This is a genomic window from Limnobacter sp., from assembly GCF_036846585.1.
Classification (GTDB): Bacteria; Pseudomonadota; Gammaproteobacteria; order Burkholderiales; family Burkholderiaceae_B; genus Limnobacter.
This window is the reverse complement of sequence record NZ_DAIUBR010000006.1, coordinates 37,043-58,242: the sequence shown is the minus strand read 5'-3', so window position 1 is coordinate 58,242 and position 21,200 is coordinate 37,043. Positions and strand designations below refer to the sequence as shown.

Below are 21,200 nucleotides of genomic sequence, written 5' to 3'. Positions count from 1 at the left end.
AATGCTTCAATTTCTAACCCAATTCATTCGCCATTACCTGCTTGCTATGCAGTTTTTTACACGCATACCGGTTACCGGAAAATTGGCTGCGTGGGTGGGTTTCTCGCCTGCCATGTTGCGTGCAAGTGCAGCACATTTTCCCGGTGTTGGCTGGCTGGTGGGTGTTGCCAGCGCGGCAGTGTTGTGGGGTTTGGTGTGGGCATTGCCTGAAGTGCCCGTTGCAAGCTGGGTTGCTGCGGTGTTGTGTACCGTGTTCAGTGTGTTGCTGACGGGCGCTTTTCATGAAGACGGTTTGGCCGACACGGCCGATGGCTTGGGCGGCGGCATGAACCGCGAACGCGCGCTAGACATCATGAAAGATTCCCGCGTGGGTACTTATGGTGCACTGGCGCTGGTGCTGATTGTGTTGCTTAAAATCAGCCTGCTGATGGCGTTGTTGCAGTTGGCACCCATGCTGGCTGTGGTCGCTGTGTTCGGCGCGCATGTGGTGTCGCGTTTCTTGCCCTTGTGGATCATTCGCAGCCTGCCGCATGTGGGCGACACACTGCAATCCAAATCCAAACCACTGGCCGATCAAATTGGTAACGGCAGTTTGTTGGCAGCGGCCGTGTGGGCTGCATTGGCATTTGGTCTGTTGTATGCGCTTGCGCCGGGTGTGCCTTGGTGGGCAGCCGCTTTGGGCGCCGTATTGGCACTGGGTTATATGTGGCGCTTGCTTCAACGCAGGCTGGGCGGTTTTACGGGCGACGGCTTGGGTGCCACACAACAAGTGTGTGAGGTGGCTTTTTACCTGGGCTTGTTGTTGGCTTGGCCAATGGCTGCTGTGTCATGAAACTGTGGTTGATTCGCCATGCGCCTGTGCTGTTGCCTGTGGGTATTTGCTATGGCGCAAGCGATGTATTGGCCGATGATGCGGCAAGCCTTCAGGCTGCGCAACTGGCAGCAGAAGATTTGCCCAGCGGTTTGTCGGTCAGGGTTTCTGGGTTAAGGCGTGCGCAACAGCTTGCAAACCATTTGGCGGTGCTGCGGCCCGACTTTCCTGCCGCAATTGTAGATGCCCGCTTAAATGAAATGAACTTTGGTTGCTGGGAAATGCAACCTTGGGATGCGGTGCCACAAGTCGCATTCGATGCCTGGCTGGCTGACTTTGACCATCATTGTTTTGGCGGTGCTGAAAGCACACACGTGGTTTTGCAGCGCGTGGGGAAAGCATTGCAAAACATGCAAGGCGATGAATTGTGGATTACCCATGCAGGCATCATTCGCGCGGTGCAATGGATTGTTGCGAACGGTGTGGTGCCAGTGCAGCAGGCCGCGAATTGGCCTGCAACTGCGGTGGAGCCGGGGGGGATGTTCTGTGTTGAAGTTCCCGGATAATTAGGCTCCAGTCCATTCAAGGTTGATAACCCGAACAAGAATTCGCTGTTTTTCCTCCGGATTCAATAAGCTCAAAAGGTGCTTTTCAATTTGCGCCGGTGTTTGGGGTTTGGGTGAGCTATCACGCGTATTTGGAATGGGTTCACGGTTATGTTTTCCAAACCAAAGCACCACATAAATTCCATGCCCATTCGCATTTGGTTCAATTGAATATTTGTTGATCAATTGGTTGCGCAGGGCCGTCCAAAGATCCGGGTTCCAGTTGCATTTGAATTCTATGGGAACAGAGAATTTGTTGCTGAATGAAGCCCGAATGTCTGCACGTTTGTTGTTGACATACTGGACTTCAGGTGCGCATTCCACGCCGTGCCGCGATAGCCTGCCTTTCAGTTCACGAACAATAAAATTCCGACAATCGTTTTCATCTTTGGGTCGCCGTTGCTCGTGCGTGTTCCAAAAGCAGGTGTAAATGTTGGTGTTGTCGGTGTGAACCAATTTAGCGTAGTCATCCAGATGCTCCACAATCAATTGCTGCAAATCTTTGACATCAACAGGCTCGCCATTCTTCAGCACTTTGATCAGGCTTTTCGGTTTAAGGAATTCAAACGACGTTTCCCGAACGCGAATTTGTACATCGTATGCAGTGTGTTCAAGAAGAAAATGGATTTTTTCCAGTTCAGGCAATTGTTGTAGCCGTCGAAGTTCAGTCAGCGCATTGGGGTCGTCGCTTTCACCAAGCTGCGTAATCAGACGGCGTAAGATCCACCACAGTTCGCCGGAGCTGCTGACCAAGCCGTCGGTGTTTTCAATGCTGGGGTCGGCTTGAGGTGTAACAGCTTCAATCAATCTGGCCAGAAATTTCGCTGAATTAATCGTGATATAACTTTTCTCGTGCGGATCGTGCCCGATAAATTGGGTGAAATGATGAATCTTGATTGCCGAGCCTGCTAATTCAGCAATCAACAGTGTTTCATATTCGGTTGGATTAACCGCCAAGCCCGCCATCACCCAGTAAACACGCTGACCTGCATCCAGACTTTTTCTTTTCAGTTTGTGCCTCACCACTGGAAGTAAGGTGCTGCGCAGGTTGTTCATTGCAAAATAAAGCAAATGCCGCAGGGCGTTAAGTTGTTCAGTGCGGCCTTTGGCGGGGTAGGATTCAAGTGCTTTCGTTACACCCAGCATTGCAACGGCACGATATTCAGGCCAGTCGCAAATTTCAGAAATGTTCGGTGTTGCAAGTAACCCCTTCTTAAAACAGGCCGATACAAAGTGAGCCCACACTTCTGAAACAAGCTGTGGCTGGCTATTTGCAACATATGCCAGCCATTTGGGTTTCTCGCGAAGGCCATAAGACAGTTGCGTGGCAACAAGGCTTTTCATGCGCACTTCGTCCATTGAATTGAATGCACTGGCATCGTTTTCAAACAGTGCTTCAAGGCCGACAATGGTTGGGAACTGGATCCATGGCCTTTTGTTGTTAATGTACAGTTCAATAATTTCAGTGTAATCAGGAAGACTGTGAACTTGAACAAAGCGTTGGAATCCGGTCAAAGCGGCGTTGTAAATTTCTGCGCTATTTAGAAAAAAACTGTCGAATCGTTGTTGCGGATTGCTACCTTCTACATCGTTTGTGACGCCATTCCAAACAATAGCCAAGTTGTAGAATATTCCCAAACTTGCAGTACCAGCTTTAATTTCATCAAGATATTTGGTTACTGTTTCGGTGTTATCTAAACGCTTTTTTTCTGCATCACTTCTTTCGGCACTTCTGTTATGTGCCAATTCACGCTCTGCATCCGATCGTTCTTGAACAAGAAAGCTGTTGATAAAATTTTGATACGCTGGGTGAGTCCGCGAGAAATTTTCGATCATTTCAAGTGACAGTCCCTCATCGCCTTGTGCAAAGTACAGGCAGTGTATGGCCTCTTCAAGATGAATTTCCACTGTGGCGTGTTCGCAGGCAGACTGAGCCTGATTCAAATGCCACACACCCAGTTCAGTTGGCAGCTTGCTGCCAGAAATGCGTTGTTTGATTGTGGAATAGGTATGTCGTGGACGCGTGGCTTTTGATGCCTGCATTGCAGCAATGCTGACAAACGACAGATAGCGTTTTGGTCTCTCGCTGAACCAATCGGCGATTTGTTGTTGGTCTTTTGTGTTCCGTTCTACGCCGCCATATTTGTTGCCGCCAATTCCAAGCCAGCTGAAAAGTTTGTCATCATTTATTTCATCGCCCAGCTCATTAAGCGCACGAACCACCAACTGCCCAATCAGTCTTTTCAGGCTCAGCATGCCTTCAAACCATTCGAGGCGTTCCGTATTAGCCAATTCATCCAGCAAAATACTTAAATCGCTGCTTGTTGTTCGTTCGGAAAGTTGATGATGCCAAAAGAACACGTATGCACCAAACAGGTTGGGATTTTTTGGTCGGTGAAGATAGTCGAGTATTTTGCTTGGCCCAATGTTTTCAGGATAGAGCGCTTCAAGCAAAGCTCCCAACAAAGAATCTTCCGAATCGTTGATCTCGCCTGTTGCAATTTGATTCAACAGCTTCAATGTTCTGTATTGTTGGCCCGGTGTTGCCAGCAATACATCCAGCGCAGCACTTCGAATACGTTCCCAAAAGCTGTGGTCTGCAATAATATTTTCCAAAGCAAATGCCAATTGCTCGCTTGTCTCGTTACCTTTTAATATGTCTAGCAGCTCACCTATGAATGCTTGGTGACTTTTTTCTCTGGATGCACTTCTAAAGTTTTCAACAAAAAACGATTCGAATTTTTGATCCCAAAGGGCTTGAGGCGGGCTTTTGAATGGCACTTGCCAGTTAAATCCAAAATAAGCCTGAGCTTCCTTTTGGAGCCCCAGAATTACCTCCTTTTTTTGTGTTGTGCTTAGGCAGGTCGCATCGCCATAAATTGCGATTGCAAGCGGATCAATTTCAACCATACGTTGAAAAGCAGTCAGGCTAAGCGTGGCAACCCAGGCGAATAATCCCCGCAGGCTGGAAACTGTTTTTTTGTCAAACCCCTCGAACAAACGTAGCACTCGCCCGATTGGCAAGGCATTTTGTTCAATCTGTTTTGCGATCCATTGAGCAGCCAGAAATTCCGCAACTGTTCGGTGAAAAGGTTCAACCGTCTCGGTTAAATTCGATGGGTGGAAAAGCGCGCTGCGCAGTGCTCGCAGGCTTAGTGACTCAAGCCCGTCCAGTTCATCCGGTTGTAAGTGTGTTGTATGGTGTGCATTCCCATCGCTTAAGGCGAAGCCAACACGGTTGCTGAACAGCATGATGCTGCACAAGTAGCCCGCTCGATCCACTATTTTTTCGGTGGAATATTTTTCACTTGGGGCGTACTTTTGATAGTGCTTGTCGTTTTCTTTGGCCAGTTTCGCAGCGGCCAATTCGAACAAATCACGCCGTGATTCTGGAAATTCTTTTTCGTGAATAGCTTCGATCAGCAGCTTGATTAACAAAGGTTTGCTAAGCAAGGGCTGCAGGTTTTGTTGTTTGACCCGGTTCAGAAACTCCTCGGCTGGCATGTTCCCCGTTCTTGAATCCAATGCCTCCGCAATGTATTGCTGCACGAACTCGTCTTCGATTGAAAGTTCATCAAGTCTGAAAACCTTCAACTCTGGATCAACTCGTTTTAGTTCAGCATGGTCTAGTTCGCCATACCAGTCCGCTGCGCGACATGAAATTCTGAATGGTGGGCGGTCCAATTGTTTCAGTTTTTTTGCAATTTGGCGCAGCAGCTTGCGACCATTGTTTGTTGTGTTGCGGGCTTCGTCTAATGCGTCCAGATAAATGACAGGTTCCAGAGCCAAGTCGACAAGTTCTTCATCAAAATCACTAACAAGTATTACTTTACCGCCTGTTTTTTCACACTCTTCTGCGAATGCTGTGCTTTTACCCGATCCCGGCTCGCCCAGAAGAACCCACGACTTTACTTCTCGAAGTTTGCTCAGCGGCATTGTTTTATGTTGAGGGTGCTGAGCGTCTTCGCTTAACTGATACTCAGTGACTGTGCGTGGAATGAACATGCTGTTTGTTACCCCAGCCAATGATGTGCGGGCGCACTCAAAAACTCGTAGACAGGAATTCCAGCATCTCCAACCAGCAGTGTTTTTGACCCAGTGTGGGTTTGACTAAACGCTTGCAGTCCTTTGTGTACTATTCCTGTTTTTCCGCTTTTTACCTCAATGCCCAGCAGCTTTGCAGGTTTGCTCAAAACAAAATCCACCTCATGCCCATCCTCACGCCAATAATGAACATCACACTCGTCGTGTGCAGTATTCATCAAGTGTGCTCCCACGCAGGTTTCTACAAGGCGCCCCCAATAACTTCTGTCAGCCTTGGCTTCCTCAAAAGTGTAGCCAGCAAGTGCTGACATAAGCGCTGTGTTGTGTGCATTGAATTTGGGCGGTGAGGCTCGCTTGCGATGTTCTTTACTGGCGTATTTTTGAAGCCCGCTGAGCAGTTCTGCGGCCGACAACAATCCAATGTAATCGCTCAACGTTGTTGTATTGCCTGCTTCTTGCAGAAGGCCCCCATCAACAATTTTACTGAGTGCTAGAATTTGGCCTGAATAGGCTCCGCAACCCAGTTCAAACAGTTGCTTCAGCAATGCTGGTTTGTGAATCCGGTTATGTTCAAGAATATCTTTGTCGATGATTGGATCAATCAGCGAGGTCCGTATGTAAGCCCGCCAGCGTTGTTCATCGCCTATCAGGCTCGCCGAGCCAGGGTATCCGCCAAAGTAAATATACTGATCCAATGTGTAGTCGAATGCTTCTTGCATTTCACGAAATGACCAGTGGCTTAAATGAATGCGCTCAAATCGACCTGCCAGGCTTTCCGTCAGGCCTTTTTGCATAAGCCATGGCGATGATCCAAGTAACACCACATGCATGGGCAATTCTTCAATTCGATCTTTGTCCCACAGCCCTTTTACAACTTCTGACCAGTTCGGAATTTTCTGTATTTCATCAATCGCCAAAATATAGTGGGCGCCGTTGTTGATACGCCGGGCCATGGCTCTTGCTTTGTTCCAGGTGTGAACAAGCCATTCTTCTGACCTTGGGGGAGGTGTGTAAGCTGACCCATCATTTGAATCAAAGTCGAACTGGGTGAAATTGGTCGAAATGGTTTCCACTTGGTCTGTTGCCACAAACAACTTGTGCGCAGCTGGCTGTTCATCAAGAACCTGATTGACCATGGTGGTTTTCCCCACCTGCCGGGGACCGGTGATGGCAATCATGAACTTGGGTGTTTCCTGAAGCCTTTGCCGAAGTGTTGATATTTGATGGCGACTGTACATTTTGACAATACTGAGTAAATTTACTCAGTATTGTAAAGCAAAATCTATCTGATTAAAATATCTTGTAAGACGTTGTTTATAAATGAGTATTTTATTTTGACTGTTTCCCATTCGTTGTCCGTTAAAGGATTCACAGATCTGTCGTACAAAAGCCTACATATTAGGAAGACCTCAATCGTATTTTCCAAACAGCCAATGTAACAACCCCAAGTAGCCAAATAATTGTAGCCGCATGGGTATTCATTGAATACAGTTGTCCAGCTTCAACAGCAATTACTGGCCCAAGATCAAATGAATACAAATCCATCAGGAGGCTTGCAAACCACAAGGCGGGATAAATCAAACCAAGCGCAAACAACCCCCAGTGAATACGCAAGGCAATGTAGGCAATCAAAACCCCTGCCGTGGCATGCAACCACATGTCTTGAACTTGGGGTAATTTATCCAAAACCTCTGCATGTGCATAAAACGGCAAGTAACAGCAGGCCGCTAGAATTGAATTTCTATTTGGCATTTGGATATTCCACAGTTAAGGGGATGTGGCAATTAATTGCTTTACCAAGCAAGTTTTTCAGATCTCCGATGAATTGATTCATTGATGTGGTCAAATCGATGCAACCGGCGCTACCAGGGATATCGCCACCATGAATAAAAAAACCGCCTCGCGCATGTGTTTGGGTTCCTGGGCTAATACGAATTGTGATTCGGTAATCGCCCCATGCCGATCTTGAGGAGACAAGCAAACTTTTGATTGCACTGTTCTCCCATATATCGGCTGGACTGATCCAGTAATTTCCTTCGGGAATCGGCCCTTGGTTGGCAATTTTCTGCCTTTCTGTAGAGTAACTGAACTTGCCGTTAATCGATTTTCCAGATACGGCAGGGTAAGTTTTGAGTATTCCCGCCGCAGTTTGAATTTTGAAGATTTGCCCATCAAAGTGGAGGGTAATTACGGACTTTGTGCAAGCAGGTACTTCTGGTTGCCGTACTTCGTGAGCGTAGTTCATAGCTCTTTCCGAGTTTAAAAGCCACAACTTTACACAAGTCTAGCGCAGGGTTACAAATGCTCCTTGTTCCTAAGCCACAGGCCTAACCTACCCACCTACCGCCCCCTTCAATCATCAACCCCCTTGGCCCACGCACTTCATCCTGATTCGCATACGCCCAGTTCAAGGCCTTGCACATTTCATCGGAAAATTCGTTCTCGTTTTGCTGGTGCAAGTCCATGAATTGTTTGGACTCGACCATGGCCCGAAGTTCCTCCAGCAAACCCGGTTCATTGATGTAGCGCACCACACCATTGACGTAGTTTTCCACGGAATCGGCAACACAATATTCGGCCAGGCCCAGCGAGGCCAGTATGTCGTAGTCGCTGCGTGAATGGGGTTCTGCACCAATCAGGCTGACCACAGGCAAACCCAGCACCATGCAATCGATGGTCGATGTGGCATTGCCAAACGGGAATGGGCTTAGCGCCAGGTGGTTCTGGTTCAGCAAATTCAAATAGGCGTCGTAGCCGGTGCGGCGTGCCACCACGGCAGTGGGAAAGTATTTCAGCAAACGGCGTTCAGTGGACAAATGCCCCAACCCATATTCATTGGGGAAGAACATGAACCGCACGGGCTTGACGGACAGCCGCTCGATTTCCTTCAGCGCTGTCACAAAACTCAAATTGATTTTCATGACATTGCAGGGCACTGCAATCGAAATAATGTCGTCGCCCAACACGGCGGGCGGTGGCAGCTTCAAGTCCTGATGCGCTTCGGCCACATTGCCAATTTCGCTTTCCAGAATCAGCATGTTCTCGTTCACCACACTCTGGCCGCCGAACACGCGGCTGGTTACAAAGGCCAAATCCATTTCCGTGCTGTGGCTGGTGGCGGGGTGGCCAAAGCTCATGGTTTGCAAGGGTGCCCAACGCAGGTTGGCGAGCGATATGCCCCACGAACGCATGCCCACACTCATGAACCACGCAATGTCGGGTGTGCATTGGTTCAGCAGTGGTTGCAGGTTCATTTCATCGTCGGGTACTTCAATGAATTCATCAAACAGGCCCATGGATTGCGTATCCACATCGGCTTTCATCGACACCATCACCATGTAGTAATCGCGTTTCAGGCGTTTGATCATGGGGGCGTACCAGCGGTACATGGCATGCACCGACTTGAATGTTTCCGCGATCACGGCCATCACTGGTTTGTTGCCCACATTGCCCGCATGTTTAACGCTGCCCGCCGGTTTGGGTTGAATGCCTTTGGCCTTGTGCACGCGCTTGAACCAGTTGTTCAGGTGTTTTTTGATGTCGTGTTTGCGGGTCGATGTGCTGTAGCTGCACAGCATCCAGATGTTGGAAATCAATGCGCGGTATTGGTCCAGCGGACGCAGTACTTCGTAGGGGTTGTATTCTTCCAGAAGGAAAGTGCGTCCGGCATCACCAGTCAGTGTCAGGGGCAAACGGTCGAGCAACAAACCGATGGCCAGCAGCGCCGCCGTTTCAGAATTTTCCAGTGTCAGTTCAACCAGGTCGCTTGCTTCCAGATCACCCACACCGGCCAGCAACACGGCGCGCACCATGGCGGGGTTGTCGCTCAGGTGTTTGGTTTTTTTGTCGCGTGCTTTTTGCAGCAGCATGTGCAAGGTGGCCCTGTTGCCGCCGTAACCAGACACTTCAAATACATAGCTCATGAAGCGTTTTTGTTTTGTCAGCACCAGCACGCTGTTTAAGCTCAGGGTGTGTTTCAGGTCGGTCAGCACGTTCACATACAATGCGGCAAACCGGGTGCACAATTCCGTGGTGCCTTGAATGTTCAGTTGCATCAAACTGGCGTAGGGCTTGTTCTGGCAATCGTTGACCAACACGGCAAGTTGGTTGATGGTTTTTTCCGGATCTTGCCGCTGCAAATAGGCACCGTTTTCAATTGCCTGTAACTTGGTGTCGATTTCATTGAACAACGGTTGCAATTGTTCTTCAAGGTTGGGTGTGGTCATTGTCGTGAAGTTCTCAGTGAGCAAGTTCAATGGTGCGTCCGGTGGCAGAAGCCTGCGCAATGGCCTGGCTCAGGGCCAGCCCTTCGGCGGCAACGCCCGTGGACAGTGTGTAGGCATTCAGTTTTCCATCGCGCATGGCTTGCGCAATGTCGGCGTAGTAATTCGCAAAGGCTTCAATGAAACCGGAAGGGTGGCCGGCCTTGAAGCGGTTGTAGCGGGGTTGCGCGGTGATGGTGCTGTCGGTGGAAATGCGGTCAAGCAGCATGCGGTTTCCAGCGTCGTCTGCCGCCTCGATTAGTTCCGGCTGTTCCTGGTGCCACTGCAAACTGCCCTTGGTGCCAAACACGCGAATGCGCAAACCATTGCGGTAACCCAACACAGCTTTGCCGTACCAGGCGTTGACCATCAGGTTGTCGCTGTATTGAATCACGGCATCCACTTCATCGATCAGACCGGGGGCCACGTTCGTGATGGCGCGTTGCCAGGCATTCACGGCAAGCGGCGTGTTGCCGCACACAAAGTTCACCAGGCTGTGCAGGTGAACGAACAGGTCGAGCGACACGCAGCTGATGTCGCCATCTTCAAGCCGCCAGGCCTGAATGGCCTGGGTTTTGTTTTGGTTGCTCAGCCGCATGTAGGAATCCTGCGGCATTTCCACCATCATTTTGAACACGTTGCCAATGGCGCCGCTTTCCACGCGGCGTTTCATTTCGCGCACGGCCGGGTAACCGGTGTAATTGAAAATTGAAAACACCTGGGTGTTGTCGGGTTCTACGCGGGCCAGCAGTTCTTTGCATTCATGCACATTGGCCAGCAGGGGTTTGTCTGAAATTACGCGCAAATTGTGATCGAGCGCCAAATGAATGTACTGCGCATGCGATTTGATCGGCGTGGCAATTACCACGGCATCCACTTCATCGGCCACCGCGTCAATCAACGCTTCCGCGCTGGAGTAAAGCTTGTGGGCTGGCACATGGTATTGACGACCTGACTCGGCATTGAATTCGGGGTTGCGGCTAAAGCAGCCCGCCACAAGATCAAATTCATTGTCCATTTTCATGGCAATTTCATGCACGCGGCCCACGGCTGAATTCACGCCGCCGCCTATCATGGCGACCTTGATGGGCTTGCTGATGGGTGTGTTCATGTTCAATGTCCTTTGCGTGGGGCTTTAACCATTGAAGGTGTAAAGCCTGCGCTGAATTGCATGGTTGGCCAGCGTTTGAAGATCAACAGCATTGCCACAGCGCGCAAACAGCAGCGCCATTCTGCCCACCGGGCTGGGTGCAATGAAGTCGCCTGTGGCGGCAATGGGCACCCAACGCTCCATGTGCACCGGGTGGTTAAAGTGCAGGTGTTGCAACAAACCTTCGTGCGGCAAGGTCAGGGTATGGCGCAAAATAAAATTCTGTTTCAATGCGCCGGGGGCGGCACGCTGACCCAGAAAGGCTTTGGCGTAACTTGCAACATAGGGAAAGCCGCTTGAAAGCTCAATGAGTTGGCTGTACAGGTCGCCGGGGCAACGCCGGGTAATTTCCACCAGCCAGAATTGATCGTCCTTGAGTAGAAACTGGGTATGCACCAAGCCGTCGCACAAGCGCAGGGTTTTGGCCAGGTGTTCAATTTCACGGCGAATGCGGGTGTGCATTTCGGCAGGAAAGTCGATGGCCATGTGGCTGGTGTCCACCACAAAGCGGTTGGCCGATCCGTGTTCAATCACCATGAAGTCTTGCACCACGCGACCATTGGCCACGAAGGCCGAATGGCTGTACAACTGGCCGTCCACGTACTCTTCCACCAAGCAGTCGCCGCTTTTCGATTCGGCTTTGGCGCTTTCAATGGCGCGTGCAAGTTGCGTGGTTTCGCCAGCTTGTACCACGGTGATGCCGCGGCCGCTGTAGGCGTCCACAGGTTTTACAATTACGGCGCAGGTGGGTGTTTCATCATTGCCAAACACACGTGGCACGGACAAACCTTCGCGTTGCGCGTAGCTGCGAAATTTCTGTTTGTGGTTGATTGTTTCTGTGGCTTCAAGGCGATCAATACCGGGAAAGTGCAGTGTTTCCGACACCGCTGCGCAAGAATAGTAGGATCTGTCGTTGCAGCCTGGCACCAGGTATTCAATGCCAAGCCGTGTGCACAAATCGGCCAGCGCTGAGGGGTCGGAATAATCCACTTGCTGGTAACCGGGTGTGGCCTTGGCCAGAAAATCGTTGGGTTTGCCGCCAGCAAACATAACCGTGTGCCCGGCATTGCGCAGGAAATTCAGGATAGGCCCGGAGGAAAAATTGGTGTCAACCAGCAGCACCTTAGCCACGGCTGGCCTCGTCGATGATCACGCAGATGCGGGCTACGTCTTCCAGCGCAAGGTCTGGGTAAATCGGCAGGCACAACACCTGCTCAGCGGCCTTGTGCGCATGGGGCAAACGGCGTGGTGCGGCAGACGGCAGGCCGCGGTACATCGGCATGCTGCTGATCAGCGGGAAAAAATAACGACGGCCATTCACGCCATGTTCTTGAAGCCGCGCATACAGCGCATCGCGTGAAATGGGGTAGTGGCCATTCACAAAAACCGGGAAGTAGGCACCGTTCCATTGAACGTTTTCAGGCACGGTCATTTGTTGGACACCAGGAATGTTGATCAGCAATTCGCGGTACAGGGCTTGAATGCGGTGGCGTTTTTCAATGGCCTGGTCCACGTACTTCAATTGCAACAAGCCAAATGCGGCGTTCAGTTCGCTCATCTTGCCGTTGATGCCGGGGGCCATCACGGTCACCTCGTTGGCAAAGCCAAAGTTTTTCAGGTAATCGATGCGCTGCTTTGTTTTTTCATCCTTGCAAACAATGGCACCGCCCTCGAAGGTGTTGAACACCTTGGTGGCGTGCAGGCTGAGCACCGACAAATCGCCTGCATTCAAAATGCTCTCGCCGTGTTGCTTCACGCCAAAGGCGTGGGCAGCATCGTAAATTACTTTCAGGCCATACACATCGGCAATGCGCTGAATTTCTTCGGTGTTGGCGGGCAGGCCATAGCAATGCACGGGCAATATGGCACTGGTTTGCGGGGTAATGGCTTCTTCAATGCGGCGGGGGTCCAGGTTCAGGGTGACGGGGTCCACGTCAACAAACACGGGTTGCAAGTCGTTCCACAACAGGGAATGGCTGGTACACACGAAGGAATAGGGGGTGGTAATCACTTCGCCTTGAATGCGCAGGGCTTTCAGCGCGGTCATCAGGGCGATGGTGCCGTTGCAAAACAGGGAAAGGAAAGGCACGCCGAGGTATTCACACAGGGCTTTTTCAAGCTGCTGGTGATAAGGCCCGTTGTTGGTCAGGGTTTTGCTGTCCCAGATTTGTTCCAGATAGGGAATGAACTCTGCAAGCGGCGGCAGCGCGGGCTGCGTCACAAAAATTTTCCGATCGTCCATTCCCAAGCCTTTCTGTTTGATTTTCTTCATTATGTGGGCAAGGGCTTGTGATCATTTGTTAAATATCAGGCCTCTTTCCCCTCCAGAAAAATGTTTTCCCCTGTTCGGGCTTGTTATAGTGGCGCATTGAAAACGCGCCAACAATGGCCTGTTCCGTTGTGTTTTTGGTGTATTGCATTCATTTTTTTGTCATTTACCAGGAATTTGCCATGTTTGTTGCCGGCAACGGTGTGGGTTGGTTTGAAGCTGTCATTTTGGGGCTCATTCAGGGGCTAACCGAATTTTTACCAATTTCGTCAAGTGCGCACCTTCGCATCCTTGGCCCCATGTTGCCCTCAGGGCTTGATCCCGGCGCGGCGTTCACGGCCATTACCCAATTGGGCACCGAACTGGCGGTGCTGGTGTATTTCCGGCAGGACATTGCCCGAATATTCCTGGCATGGTGTGGTTCGTTCAAGCGCAATACTCCCAGTAGTGCGCCTATGGATCCCGATGCCCGAATGGGTTGGCTGGTGATTGTGGGCACGCTGCCCATCGGGGTTCTGGGCCTGTTGTTTCAAGACATGATTGAAACCTACCTGCGCAATTTGTACCTGACCGCCATCATGCTGATTGTGTTTGGCCTCATCCTTGGTTTTGCCGACAAGGCGGGCAAGCGCCAAACCGAACTGCGCGACATGACCTGGCGCGATGGGATTGTGTTTGGTTTTGCCCAAGCGTTGGCGCTTATTCCCGGTGTCAGCCGTTCAGGCGGCACCATCACGGCGGGTTTGCTGATGGGCTACACCCGCGAGGCCGCAGCGCGTTATTCATTCCTGCTGGCGGTGCCTGCGGTGTTTGCTTCGGGCTTTTACCAGTTGTACAAAAGCTGGGGCGTGGCGGGCCCGGTCAGTCCGGCCAACACAGCCTTGGCCACTTTTGTCGCCTTCTTTGTGGGCTACGCCGTGATTGTGTGGTTCCTGAAAATTGTCAGCACGCGTGGCTACGGTTTGTTTGTGGTGTACCGGGTGGTGCTGGGCGTGGTGGTATTGGCGCTGTTGACCGCCGGGGTGTTGCAGCCCCTTTAAAGGAAGTAGCATGCAGGTGTTGTGGTTCAAGCGGGACTTGCGTTTAAGCGACCACTTGCCGCTATTTCAGGCCATGCGCAATGCCAAACACCATGGTTTGGTGTTGCCCCTGTACATTCACGAACCCAGCCACATTGCGGATGTGCACACAGCACGCCAACACCAGTTGTTTGTGCATGAATGTCTGGAAGACCTGCATCAGCAATTCAACGCCGTCGGCGGCTACCTGCACGAAGAACTGGGCGAGGCCGTTGATGTGCTGGCCGCGCTGCACGCACAATTCAAGTTTACCCACCTGTGGGCGCATCAGGAAACCACGCAGCTTGCACAATACAGGCGCGACCAGGCCGTGGCGGCCTGGTGCAAAAGTGCGGGTGTGGCATTCATTGAACTGCCGCAGAACAATGTGCAGCGTGTTGCACATTGTGCAAACCCGCGCGGTGAAAGAGTCAGCTTTCAAACTTACCTTGACCGCGCTGCGCAAGAGGAAATCAAAAACCCGGCGGAGCGCGATTTGTCGGCTTTCTTCGCACCCCAGCCCCCGCACGCATTGAACCGCGCCACAGTGCCACTGGCTGCAGGCGATGACAAACCCCTGCGGATGAAGGGTGGCCGAACACAGGCGCGGGCGGTGGCTGCAAAGTTTTTCACACCTGCAAAATTAAGGGCCTACCCATTCTCAATTTCCAGCCCCTTGAAGGCGTTCAATGGCTGTTCGCGCCTGTCGCCTTACCTGGCGTATGGCGTGGTCAGCGACCGGGAAGTGCTGCAAAAACTGAACGCACTGGTGAACACCGTGCACGGGCAGGGCGATGCGGAATTGATCGCCAAGGTGGAAGACGCCGCGCGTTTTTATGTTGACAGGCTGATATGGCGGCAAGGCTACTTTCAGCAGTTTGAAAACCACACGGGTTTGGAAACCGATGCCTTTTACGCAAATGAACCCGCTGAAACAAATGAGGATTTTCTAAGCGCATGGCAGCAGGGCAAAACCGGCTTCGCCTACATCGACGCCTTGCAACGTTGCCTGTGTCAAACCGGCTGGCTGAATATGCGGGCGCGGGCCACGCTGGTGTCATTCGCGTGCGTTCAACTGGGCCTGCCCTGGCAGCCTGTGGCCCTGTACCTGGCGCAGCAGTTTCTTGATTTTGAACCCGCCATTCACTACGGGCAAGTGCGCATTGCATCGGGCACCAGTCATTTCTCTCAAATGCTGGTGTATGACCCGGTGAAGCAACAGCTTGAGCAAGACCCCCAAGGCGAGTTTATTCGCCGCTGGTTGCCTGAATTCAACACGCCCAATTGTCTGCCGCCGATCGTCGACAACGCGGGTTCGCTGAAGCAGGGCAAAGCGCGCCTGCATGCCATGCGGCAAAACAAGTTGTTATAGCGTCGCGTTACCTTTCAACCCTGCGCTTATGTAGTCGTGAAACAGCCTGCGCATTTCTTTCGGCCCATCGGCCTGGCTGACCAAAGGCAACAGGCGTTCATCGTGCATCACCATGGAAAAATCGGCCAGCCCATGAATGGCGGTGTTCACAGCCAAATGTATTTTGAAGCGCAATTGGGTTTCAGAATAATGCGGCAGCATTTGCTGCAAGGTGGGGGCGAATGCAGCCATGTAAGGATTAAAAAACCGGGTCAGGAAACGTTGCCCCTGTTCGCCGGTTTGCCAGGTCAGGCGCGATAAAAACTGAATGCAGGTGGCCCCTGTTTCACCGCTTGCAAACAGCCGAAGGAACGGGTCGAAAATCAGTTCACTCAAGCGTGTCCACTCGCGGTGTTCGGGCAAGCCTAGCGCGAACTCGGCATGCGCCTGTTTGCAATACACATCAAGCTGACCGGTCACGAAATCCACCACTTCTTCGACCAATCGTTCTTTGCTTTTGAAATGGTAATGCACTGCAGAGCGGTTGCCCTGGCCCGACAACTGGCGGATCTTGCTCAGCGTCACACCTTCGATACCGTGCCGGGCAAATTCATTCAATGCAATCCGTAACAGCTGTTCGCGAGTATCAACTACAGAATGGGCAGAATCGGCAGGTTTATTCATGTGTTTGTTTTTGTGAGTAATTTTCTGCTTGCCTGAATTAATACCTTGGTATTAATCTAGAGTGATTAAACACACTATAACTACAAAATCAGGAGACATGCGTGAAACTTGTTCAAGTGTTCACGACCGGATTGTCGTTGCTGGCCTTGGCGGCATTGGGTGCCTGTTCGTCCGAAGAGGTGCCAGGCACTGAAATGGCAGTTGTGTCGCCCAGTTCAGGCAACGTGCTCAGCAACGAATCGCTGATGCAAGCCATGGGCAGCGAAACCCCGTTGGGGCTGGGTTGCGGCTGGGTCGCTGCGTCTGATCCGGACAAAGCCAACATCGCGTTTCCCGACAGTGAAGCCAAATATTGGGTGGCTGCCGCGCCCGTGTCGCCACAAACCCGATTGCGCATTGACGGCCGTTATCCCGATGCGCGTTACTTTTCGTACAACGCTTACGATGTGGCCCTGCGGCCCACCGATGCAATCGCTGATTTTGAATTAAGCCCGGCGGGCCGTGCTGGAAACCCTTTCCTGCGCAAAGGTGCAAAACCGGGGGGGCAGTACACCGCCTATCTGGAATATGGTGCATCGCCCACGCAAAACTCAGAAGTACCCAGAAAACAGAATACTTTTTACACCGGCGAGATCGGTCTGGGGCCGCTGGGTGTGCCCAATGGCCTGGCGCTTTTCATTTACCGGGTGTATGTGTCCAATGCGGGTGAATTCATGGACGGTGGTGTGGGCTTGCCCACCCTGACGCTTGAAACCGCCGATGGTAGCCGTGAATTGGGCACCCTTCCCGACTGTGCCGAACCGACCCTGCCCAATGGCGGGGGGGCGCTGCCCGTGTTGGGCTTGAATGAACTGCTGCTGGGGCTTGACTACCCCAATCAACTCGCGCTGCCGTTTCCAACCGCCACCCATCCACCCGGCACCGCCAAATTTTACAGCTTGGGCGACACCGCGCTGCGAATTGTGGGCAACGTGACCGGGCAAGGCACCAGCGCTGTGGGTGAGCGTGTGGATTCGGGTTCCGGCGGGTTTCTGAGCAATGTGCACAATGCCTATACCAGCACCGCATTCGACCGCAGTGGCGGCAGCATTGCCATGGTTCGGGCCAAGGCACCCACCTACCGTGGGCAGCCCGGCGTGGAATTCAAGGAGGAACAATTGCGCTATTGGTCGCTGTGTGCCAATGAGTTTGCGACCCAGCGTTACACCGATTGTGCAGCCGACTACCAGGTGCCGCTGGATGACTCCGGTTACTTCACCGTTGTCATCTCCGACCCCGCGGACAGGCCTGCCAACGCAACTGCAGAAAATGGTTTCGTGTGGCTTCCCTGGGGGCCCTATCCAGATCAGGTTTTGTTGTACCGCCACATGCTGCACAACCCGGTTTTTGAGCAGGCCATTCAAAATGTTCAGCAGGGTGAACCATTGCAGACGGTGATGGGCGAATTCGCGCCCAAGGGCGTGTACTGTAGGCCTGAAGTATTTGTACAAAGCAACCGCAGCAGCGAGGTGTTCGCGCTGTGTGAACAAGATCAAAACACCAATCGATAACCATTCATCCACAAGGAGACAATGAAATGGCAGTTCAACAGTTGAAACACGGCTTGCTGGCCGCAGCAATTATTCTGGGAAGTGGCGCAGCACTGGCCAACGACCTGTCCGAGTTGGGCAAAAGCCTGACACCGATCGGTGCAGAGAAAAAGGGCAATGCCGAAGGCACCATTCCGGAATGGACTGGTGGCATGGTCAAGCCGCCCCAAGGGTTTGATCCCGCCAAAGGTTACATCGATCCTTTCGCTGGCGAGAAACCACTGTTTACCATCAGCGCGGCCAATATGGAGCAGTACAAGGCCAACCTGACCCCGGGCCAGATGGAATTGATGAAGCGTTACCCCACGTACAAAATGAACGTGTACAAAACCCACCGCACTGCGGGTTATCGCCAGTCGGTGTACGACAATGCCAAAGCTGAAGCACCCAACGTGAAGTTGGTTGAAAACGGCAACGGTGTCACAGGCATTAAAAAATCAAACGTGCCTTTCCCTGTGCCAAAAAGCGGCATCGAGGTGATCTGGAACCACAACTTCCGTGATTTGGGTGGCTCGTTCACGCGTTACTCCGCCGACTTCCCGGTTCAAACCGACGGGTCATTTACCGTGGGCAAGCGGATGGAAACAGTGTCGCTGGCTTCTTACATGGACAACCCCGAACCCAACCGTATTCTCTACTTCATGAACCAGATTACCGCGCCTGCCAATGCAGCTGGCGAAGTGGCCTTGGTGCACGAACCCATCAATCAGGTTGAAGAACCCCGTTTGGCCTGGCAGTACAATCCCGGGCAGCGCCGCGTGATTCGTGCGCCAGAGCTGGCCTATGATTCCCCCGGTATTGGTGCTGATGGCCTGCGAACCAATGACGACCTGAACGGTTTCAACGGCTCGCCAGATCGTTACGAGTGGAAGCTGGTTGGCAAGAAAGAAATGTACGTGCCGTACAACAACTACAAGCTGGCCGATCAAACCCAGAAGTACAGCAACATCATCCAGAAAAGCCACATCAACCCCGACATGGTGCGTTATGAATTGCACCGCGTGTGGGTGGTGGAAGCCACGCTGAAGCCAGGCAAGCGCCATATTTATGCCAAGCGCGTGTTCTACATTGATGAAGACTCATGGGGTGTGTTGCACGGCGACCAGTACGACAGCCGCAACAGCTTGTGGCGTGTGCGTGAAGTGTTTGGCACACAGGCGTACCAGGCACCTACGTTTGCGTCCGCAGGCGAAGTGATTTACGACTTGCAGTCGCGCCGCTACCTGGTGGGCGGTTTGACCAACGAAGAAAAGTTTGCCGAATTTGGCAAGAAGTACTCGCCTGCCGACTTCTCTACGGCAGCCTTGCGTCGCATGGGCCGTTAACAGGCTTGTAATCAGCGATAATCGCGGTTTGAATGTTTCAAACCGCGAGTCGCCTCATGGCCCTTCGAGCCACCGTTTACAAAGTTCAACTGGATGTGTCCGACCTGGACAGCAACCACTTCGCGCAATACGCGCTGACCCTCGCTTTGCATCCCTCTGAAACGGAAGAACGCATGATGGTTCGCCTGCTGGCTTTTGCCATGCATGCAGGGCAAGATGTGCAGTTCGGCAAAGGCTTGTCGGCAGAAGAAGAGGCTGCTGTGTGGGAAGTCGACCCCACAGGGCAAATCAAAGTGTGGATTGATGTGGGTCAGCCCGATGAAAGCAGAATAAAAAAAGCATGCGGCCGTTCAGATCGCGTGGTGATTTACTGCTACACCCGCTCAGCCGCTGTGTGGTGGAAACAAAACCAGGATTGGTTGAACAAACTGGACAAAGTGCAGGTGCTGCAACTGAGCGTGGAAGATGGCGCCAAATTGGCAAGCCTGGCCCAGCGCAACATGAACCTGGCCTGCACCATTCAGGAAGGCATGGTGTATCTGGGTGAAAGTGAGGTGCAGCCGACCATTCTGAAAAACGTATCTGTGTAAGGAGTCAACTCGCTATGTACTTCAACACCGCGGAAATCAGCCCACGCGAAAACTATCAATTGTTGACCGGGGCGGTGGTGCCGCGCCCAATCGCCTGGGTCAGCACCCTAAGTGAAAACGGCACGGCCAATTTGGCGCCGTATTCGTTTTTCACGGTGGCCAGTTGCAAGCCGCCCGTGTTGTGCGTAGTGCAGGTGAACCCACGCAACCGCGCTGAGAAAGACACCTTAACCAACTTGCAGGCCACGCGTGAATGCGTGGTGAACGTGGTGAGCCATGTGCTGGTGGACGCCATGAACACCAGTTGTGGCGACTACCCGCCCGAAGTGGATGAATTCGAAAAAGCCGGTTTAAAAAAGTCACTGAGCAAAGCGGTGACTGCACCTGGCGTTGAAGATGCACTGGTGCGTTTCGAATGCAATTTGCGGGAAGTGAAACTTGTGGGTGAGGGCCCCATGGGTGGCTCGATGATGCTGCTGGATGTGCTGGGTGTTGAAGTGAATGACGCTGCAATGCGCAATGGTTTGATTGCCAATGATTTGCTGGACGCGGTGGGCAAACTGACGGGCGATGGTTATTGCACCACCCGCAGTAATTTTGAATTGGCAAGGCCGACGGTTTAGTTAAAACACTAAGCCGCTGACCTCGCCTTTAGCAAAGGCAGCGAAGCCACCAAATCAGCAAAGCGCTGGCCTTGCACCATGACGTGGTTGCGAAGCAGCTCGTTTGCTGTATCCCCCTCACCGTTCAGAATGGCCTTCACAATTGCATCGTGTTCATCCAGCGAAGTCGGAATGCGCCCGCGCACGCGAAGTTGCAAGCGGCGATAAGGGCGCAGCCTTCTGCGCAATCCCCAAGCCTGTTCGATCAAAAATTCATTGTGGCTACCACGGTAAATGACACCGTGAAATTTGTCGTTGAGCTGATAATACTCGTCTGGGTCTCCACCCTTGGCCATCGCGGCCTTGCATTCTTCGTGGGTGGCCAGCAGTTCTTGTTGCTCCTCATCGGTTAGCCTGCGGGCAGCTAGCCTGCCGCACATGCCTTCAAATTCGCCCATTACCTCAAACATTTCGACCAATTGCTGGGCACTGAACTGTGCCACCACCGCGCCCCGGCGCGCGCGCAAATCGACCAGGCCTGCAGTGGCAAGCTGGTTCAGTGCCTCTCGAATAGGGGTTCGGGACACGCCAAACCGTGCTGCCAGCTCAGTTTCGTCTAGATGTTCGCCCGGCGGTAACTTGCCGAAAGCGATCAACTCTTCGATTTGATCCCGTACGTCTTCCGAGAGTTTTTTCTTCATGGGGCGATAAAAAAAATGAATCAGCGTTATTGACAATGTATACGAGCGGAATTAGTCTTGTATACAAGAAATCAAAAAACGCATGCAAAATGCGATGCTCTACATACAATAATAAGAGAGCAAACGCCCAAACACAATCAGTTTCGGGTAAACCGACGA

General features: G+C 52.2%; 18 protein-coding genes. 8 read left to right on the top strand and 10 right to left on the bottom strand.

Translation table 11 applies throughout. The features are described 5' to 3' along the window. Position 1 precedes the first annotated feature (1 nt). Together V7028_RS04575 and V7028_RS04570 are read left to right on the top strand one after the other, a co-directional pair. Positions 2–832, top strand: a complete 831-nt coding sequence (locus V7028_RS04575; RefSeq protein ID WP_334118921.1) for an adenosylcobinamide-GDP ribazoletransferase — start codon at positions 2–4, stop codon at positions 830–832. Next, positions 829–1,377, top strand: a complete 549-nt coding sequence (locus tag V7028_RS04570; RefSeq protein WP_334118920.1) for a histidine phosphatase family protein — start codon at positions 829–831, stop codon at positions 1,375–1,377. Before V7028_RS04575 ends, V7028_RS04570 begins: the two co-directional genes overlap by 4 nt. Here the strand turns inward: V7028_RS04570 and V7028_RS04565 are convergent, their stop codons facing one another. The 8 genes from V7028_RS04565 to V7028_RS04530 all read right to left on the bottom strand — a co-directional run bounded on the left by V7028_RS04565 (position 1,378) and on the right by V7028_RS04530 (position 13,144). Further along, positions 1,378–5,421 carry an NACHT domain-containing protein gene (locus V7028_RS04565; RefSeq protein ID WP_334118919.1) on the bottom strand — a complete coding sequence of 1,348 codons (4,044 nt, stop codon included), beginning with the start codon at positions 5,419–5,421 and terminating at the stop codon, positions 1,378–1,380. A gap of 8 nt (positions 5,422–5,429) precedes the next feature. After that, positions 5,430–6,638, bottom strand: coding sequence for an ATP-binding protein (locus V7028_RS04560; RefSeq protein WP_334118918.1), 1,209 nt, complete (start codon positions 6,636–6,638; stop codon positions 5,430–5,432). Positions 6,639–6,858: 220 nt separating this feature from the next. Further along, positions 6,859–7,212: a hypothetical protein gene (locus tag V7028_RS04555; protein ID WP_334118917.1), complete on the bottom strand. Its 354-nt coding sequence runs from the start codon at positions 7,210–7,212 to the stop codon at positions 6,859–6,861. Continuing rightward, positions 7,202–7,705 carry a tlde1 domain-containing protein gene (locus V7028_RS04550; RefSeq protein ID WP_334118916.1) on the bottom strand — a complete coding sequence of 168 codons (504 nt, stop codon included), beginning with the start codon at positions 7,703–7,705 and terminating at the stop codon, positions 7,202–7,204. The genes V7028_RS04555 and V7028_RS04550 overlap by 11 nt, the downstream gene beginning before the upstream one ends. A gap of 82 nt (positions 7,706–7,787) precedes the next feature. Beyond that, the gene (locus tag V7028_RS04545; protein WP_334118915.1) at positions 7,788–9,686 is read right to left on the bottom strand and encodes a hypothetical protein; all 1,899 of its coding nucleotides are present in this window, start codon (positions 9,684–9,686) and stop codon (positions 7,788–7,790) included. 13 nt (positions 9,687–9,699) lie between these two features. Then, positions 9,700–10,833 (bottom strand): Gfo/Idh/MocA family protein, encoded by a 1,134-nt coding sequence (locus V7028_RS04540; RefSeq protein WP_334118914.1) that lies wholly within the window; start codon positions 10,831–10,833, stop codon positions 9,700–9,702. Between the two features lie 24 nt (positions 10,834–10,857). Beyond that, complete coding sequence (locus V7028_RS04535; RefSeq protein WP_334118913.1) at positions 10,858–12,003, bottom strand: ATP-grasp domain-containing protein; 1,146 nt, start codon at positions 12,001–12,003, stop codon at positions 10,858–10,860. Then, positions 11,996–13,144, bottom strand: coding sequence for a DegT/DnrJ/EryC1/StrS family aminotransferase (locus V7028_RS04530; RefSeq protein WP_334118912.1), 1,149 nt, complete (start codon positions 13,142–13,144; stop codon positions 11,996–11,998). Before V7028_RS04530 ends, V7028_RS04535 begins: the two co-directional genes overlap by 8 nt. A 113-nt stretch (positions 13,145–13,257) precedes the next feature. Here V7028_RS04530 and V7028_RS04525 point away from each other — a divergent pair, with 113 nt between their 5' ends. Both V7028_RS04525 and V7028_RS04520 read left to right on the top strand, forming a co-directional pair. Further along, positions 13,258–14,181 carry an undecaprenyl-diphosphate phosphatase gene (locus tag V7028_RS04525; protein ID WP_334118911.1) on the top strand — a complete coding sequence of 308 codons (924 nt, stop codon included), beginning with the start codon at positions 13,258–13,260 and terminating at the stop codon, positions 14,179–14,181. Between the two features lie 10 nt (positions 14,182–14,191). After that, positions 14,192–15,571, top strand: coding sequence for an FAD-binding domain-containing protein (locus tag V7028_RS04520; RefSeq protein WP_334118910.1), 1,380 nt, complete (start codon positions 14,192–14,194; stop codon positions 15,569–15,571). Here the strand turns inward: V7028_RS04520 and V7028_RS04515 are convergent. Next, entirely contained in the window at positions 15,566–16,234 is a 669-nt protein-coding gene (locus V7028_RS04515) for a TetR/AcrR family transcriptional regulator (RefSeq protein WP_334118909.1), read from the bottom strand. The two genes, V7028_RS04520 and V7028_RS04515, sit on opposite strands and share 6 nt — an antisense overlap. Positions 16,235–16,335: 101 nt before the next feature. On the opposite strand from V7028_RS04515, the gene V7028_RS04510 reads away from it, so the two are divergent. The 4 genes from V7028_RS04510 to V7028_RS04495 are packed head-to-tail and all read left to right on the top strand — an operon-like array spanning position 16,336 to position 20,361. Beyond that, complete coding sequence (locus V7028_RS04510; RefSeq protein ID WP_334118908.1) at positions 16,336–17,784, top strand: hypothetical protein; 1,449 nt, start codon at positions 16,336–16,338, stop codon at positions 17,782–17,784. A gap of 26 nt (positions 17,785–17,810) precedes the next feature. Continuing rightward, the gene (locus V7028_RS04505; RefSeq protein WP_334118907.1) at positions 17,811–19,148 is read left to right on the top strand and encodes a DUF1329 domain-containing protein; all 1,338 of its coding nucleotides are present in this window, start codon (positions 17,811–17,813) and stop codon (positions 19,146–19,148) included. Between the two features lie 56 nt (positions 19,149–19,204). Then, on the top strand, positions 19,205–19,738 hold the full coding sequence (locus V7028_RS04500; RefSeq protein ID WP_334118906.1) for a YaeQ family protein: 534 nt from the start codon (positions 19,205–19,207) through the stop codon (positions 19,736–19,738). A 14-nt stretch (positions 19,739–19,752) separates the two neighbouring features. Further along, a complete protein-coding gene (locus tag V7028_RS04495; protein WP_334118905.1) occupies positions 19,753–20,361 on the top strand; it encodes a flavin reductase family protein in 609 nt (202 codons plus the stop codon). 8 nt (positions 20,362–20,369) lie between these two features. Here V7028_RS04495 and V7028_RS04490 read toward each other — a convergent pair whose 3' ends face one another. Further along, positions 20,370–21,041, bottom strand: coding sequence for a GntR family transcriptional regulator (locus tag V7028_RS04490; RefSeq protein WP_334118904.1), 672 nt, complete (start codon positions 21,039–21,041; stop codon positions 20,370–20,372). Positions 21,042–21,200 lie beyond the last annotated feature (159 nt).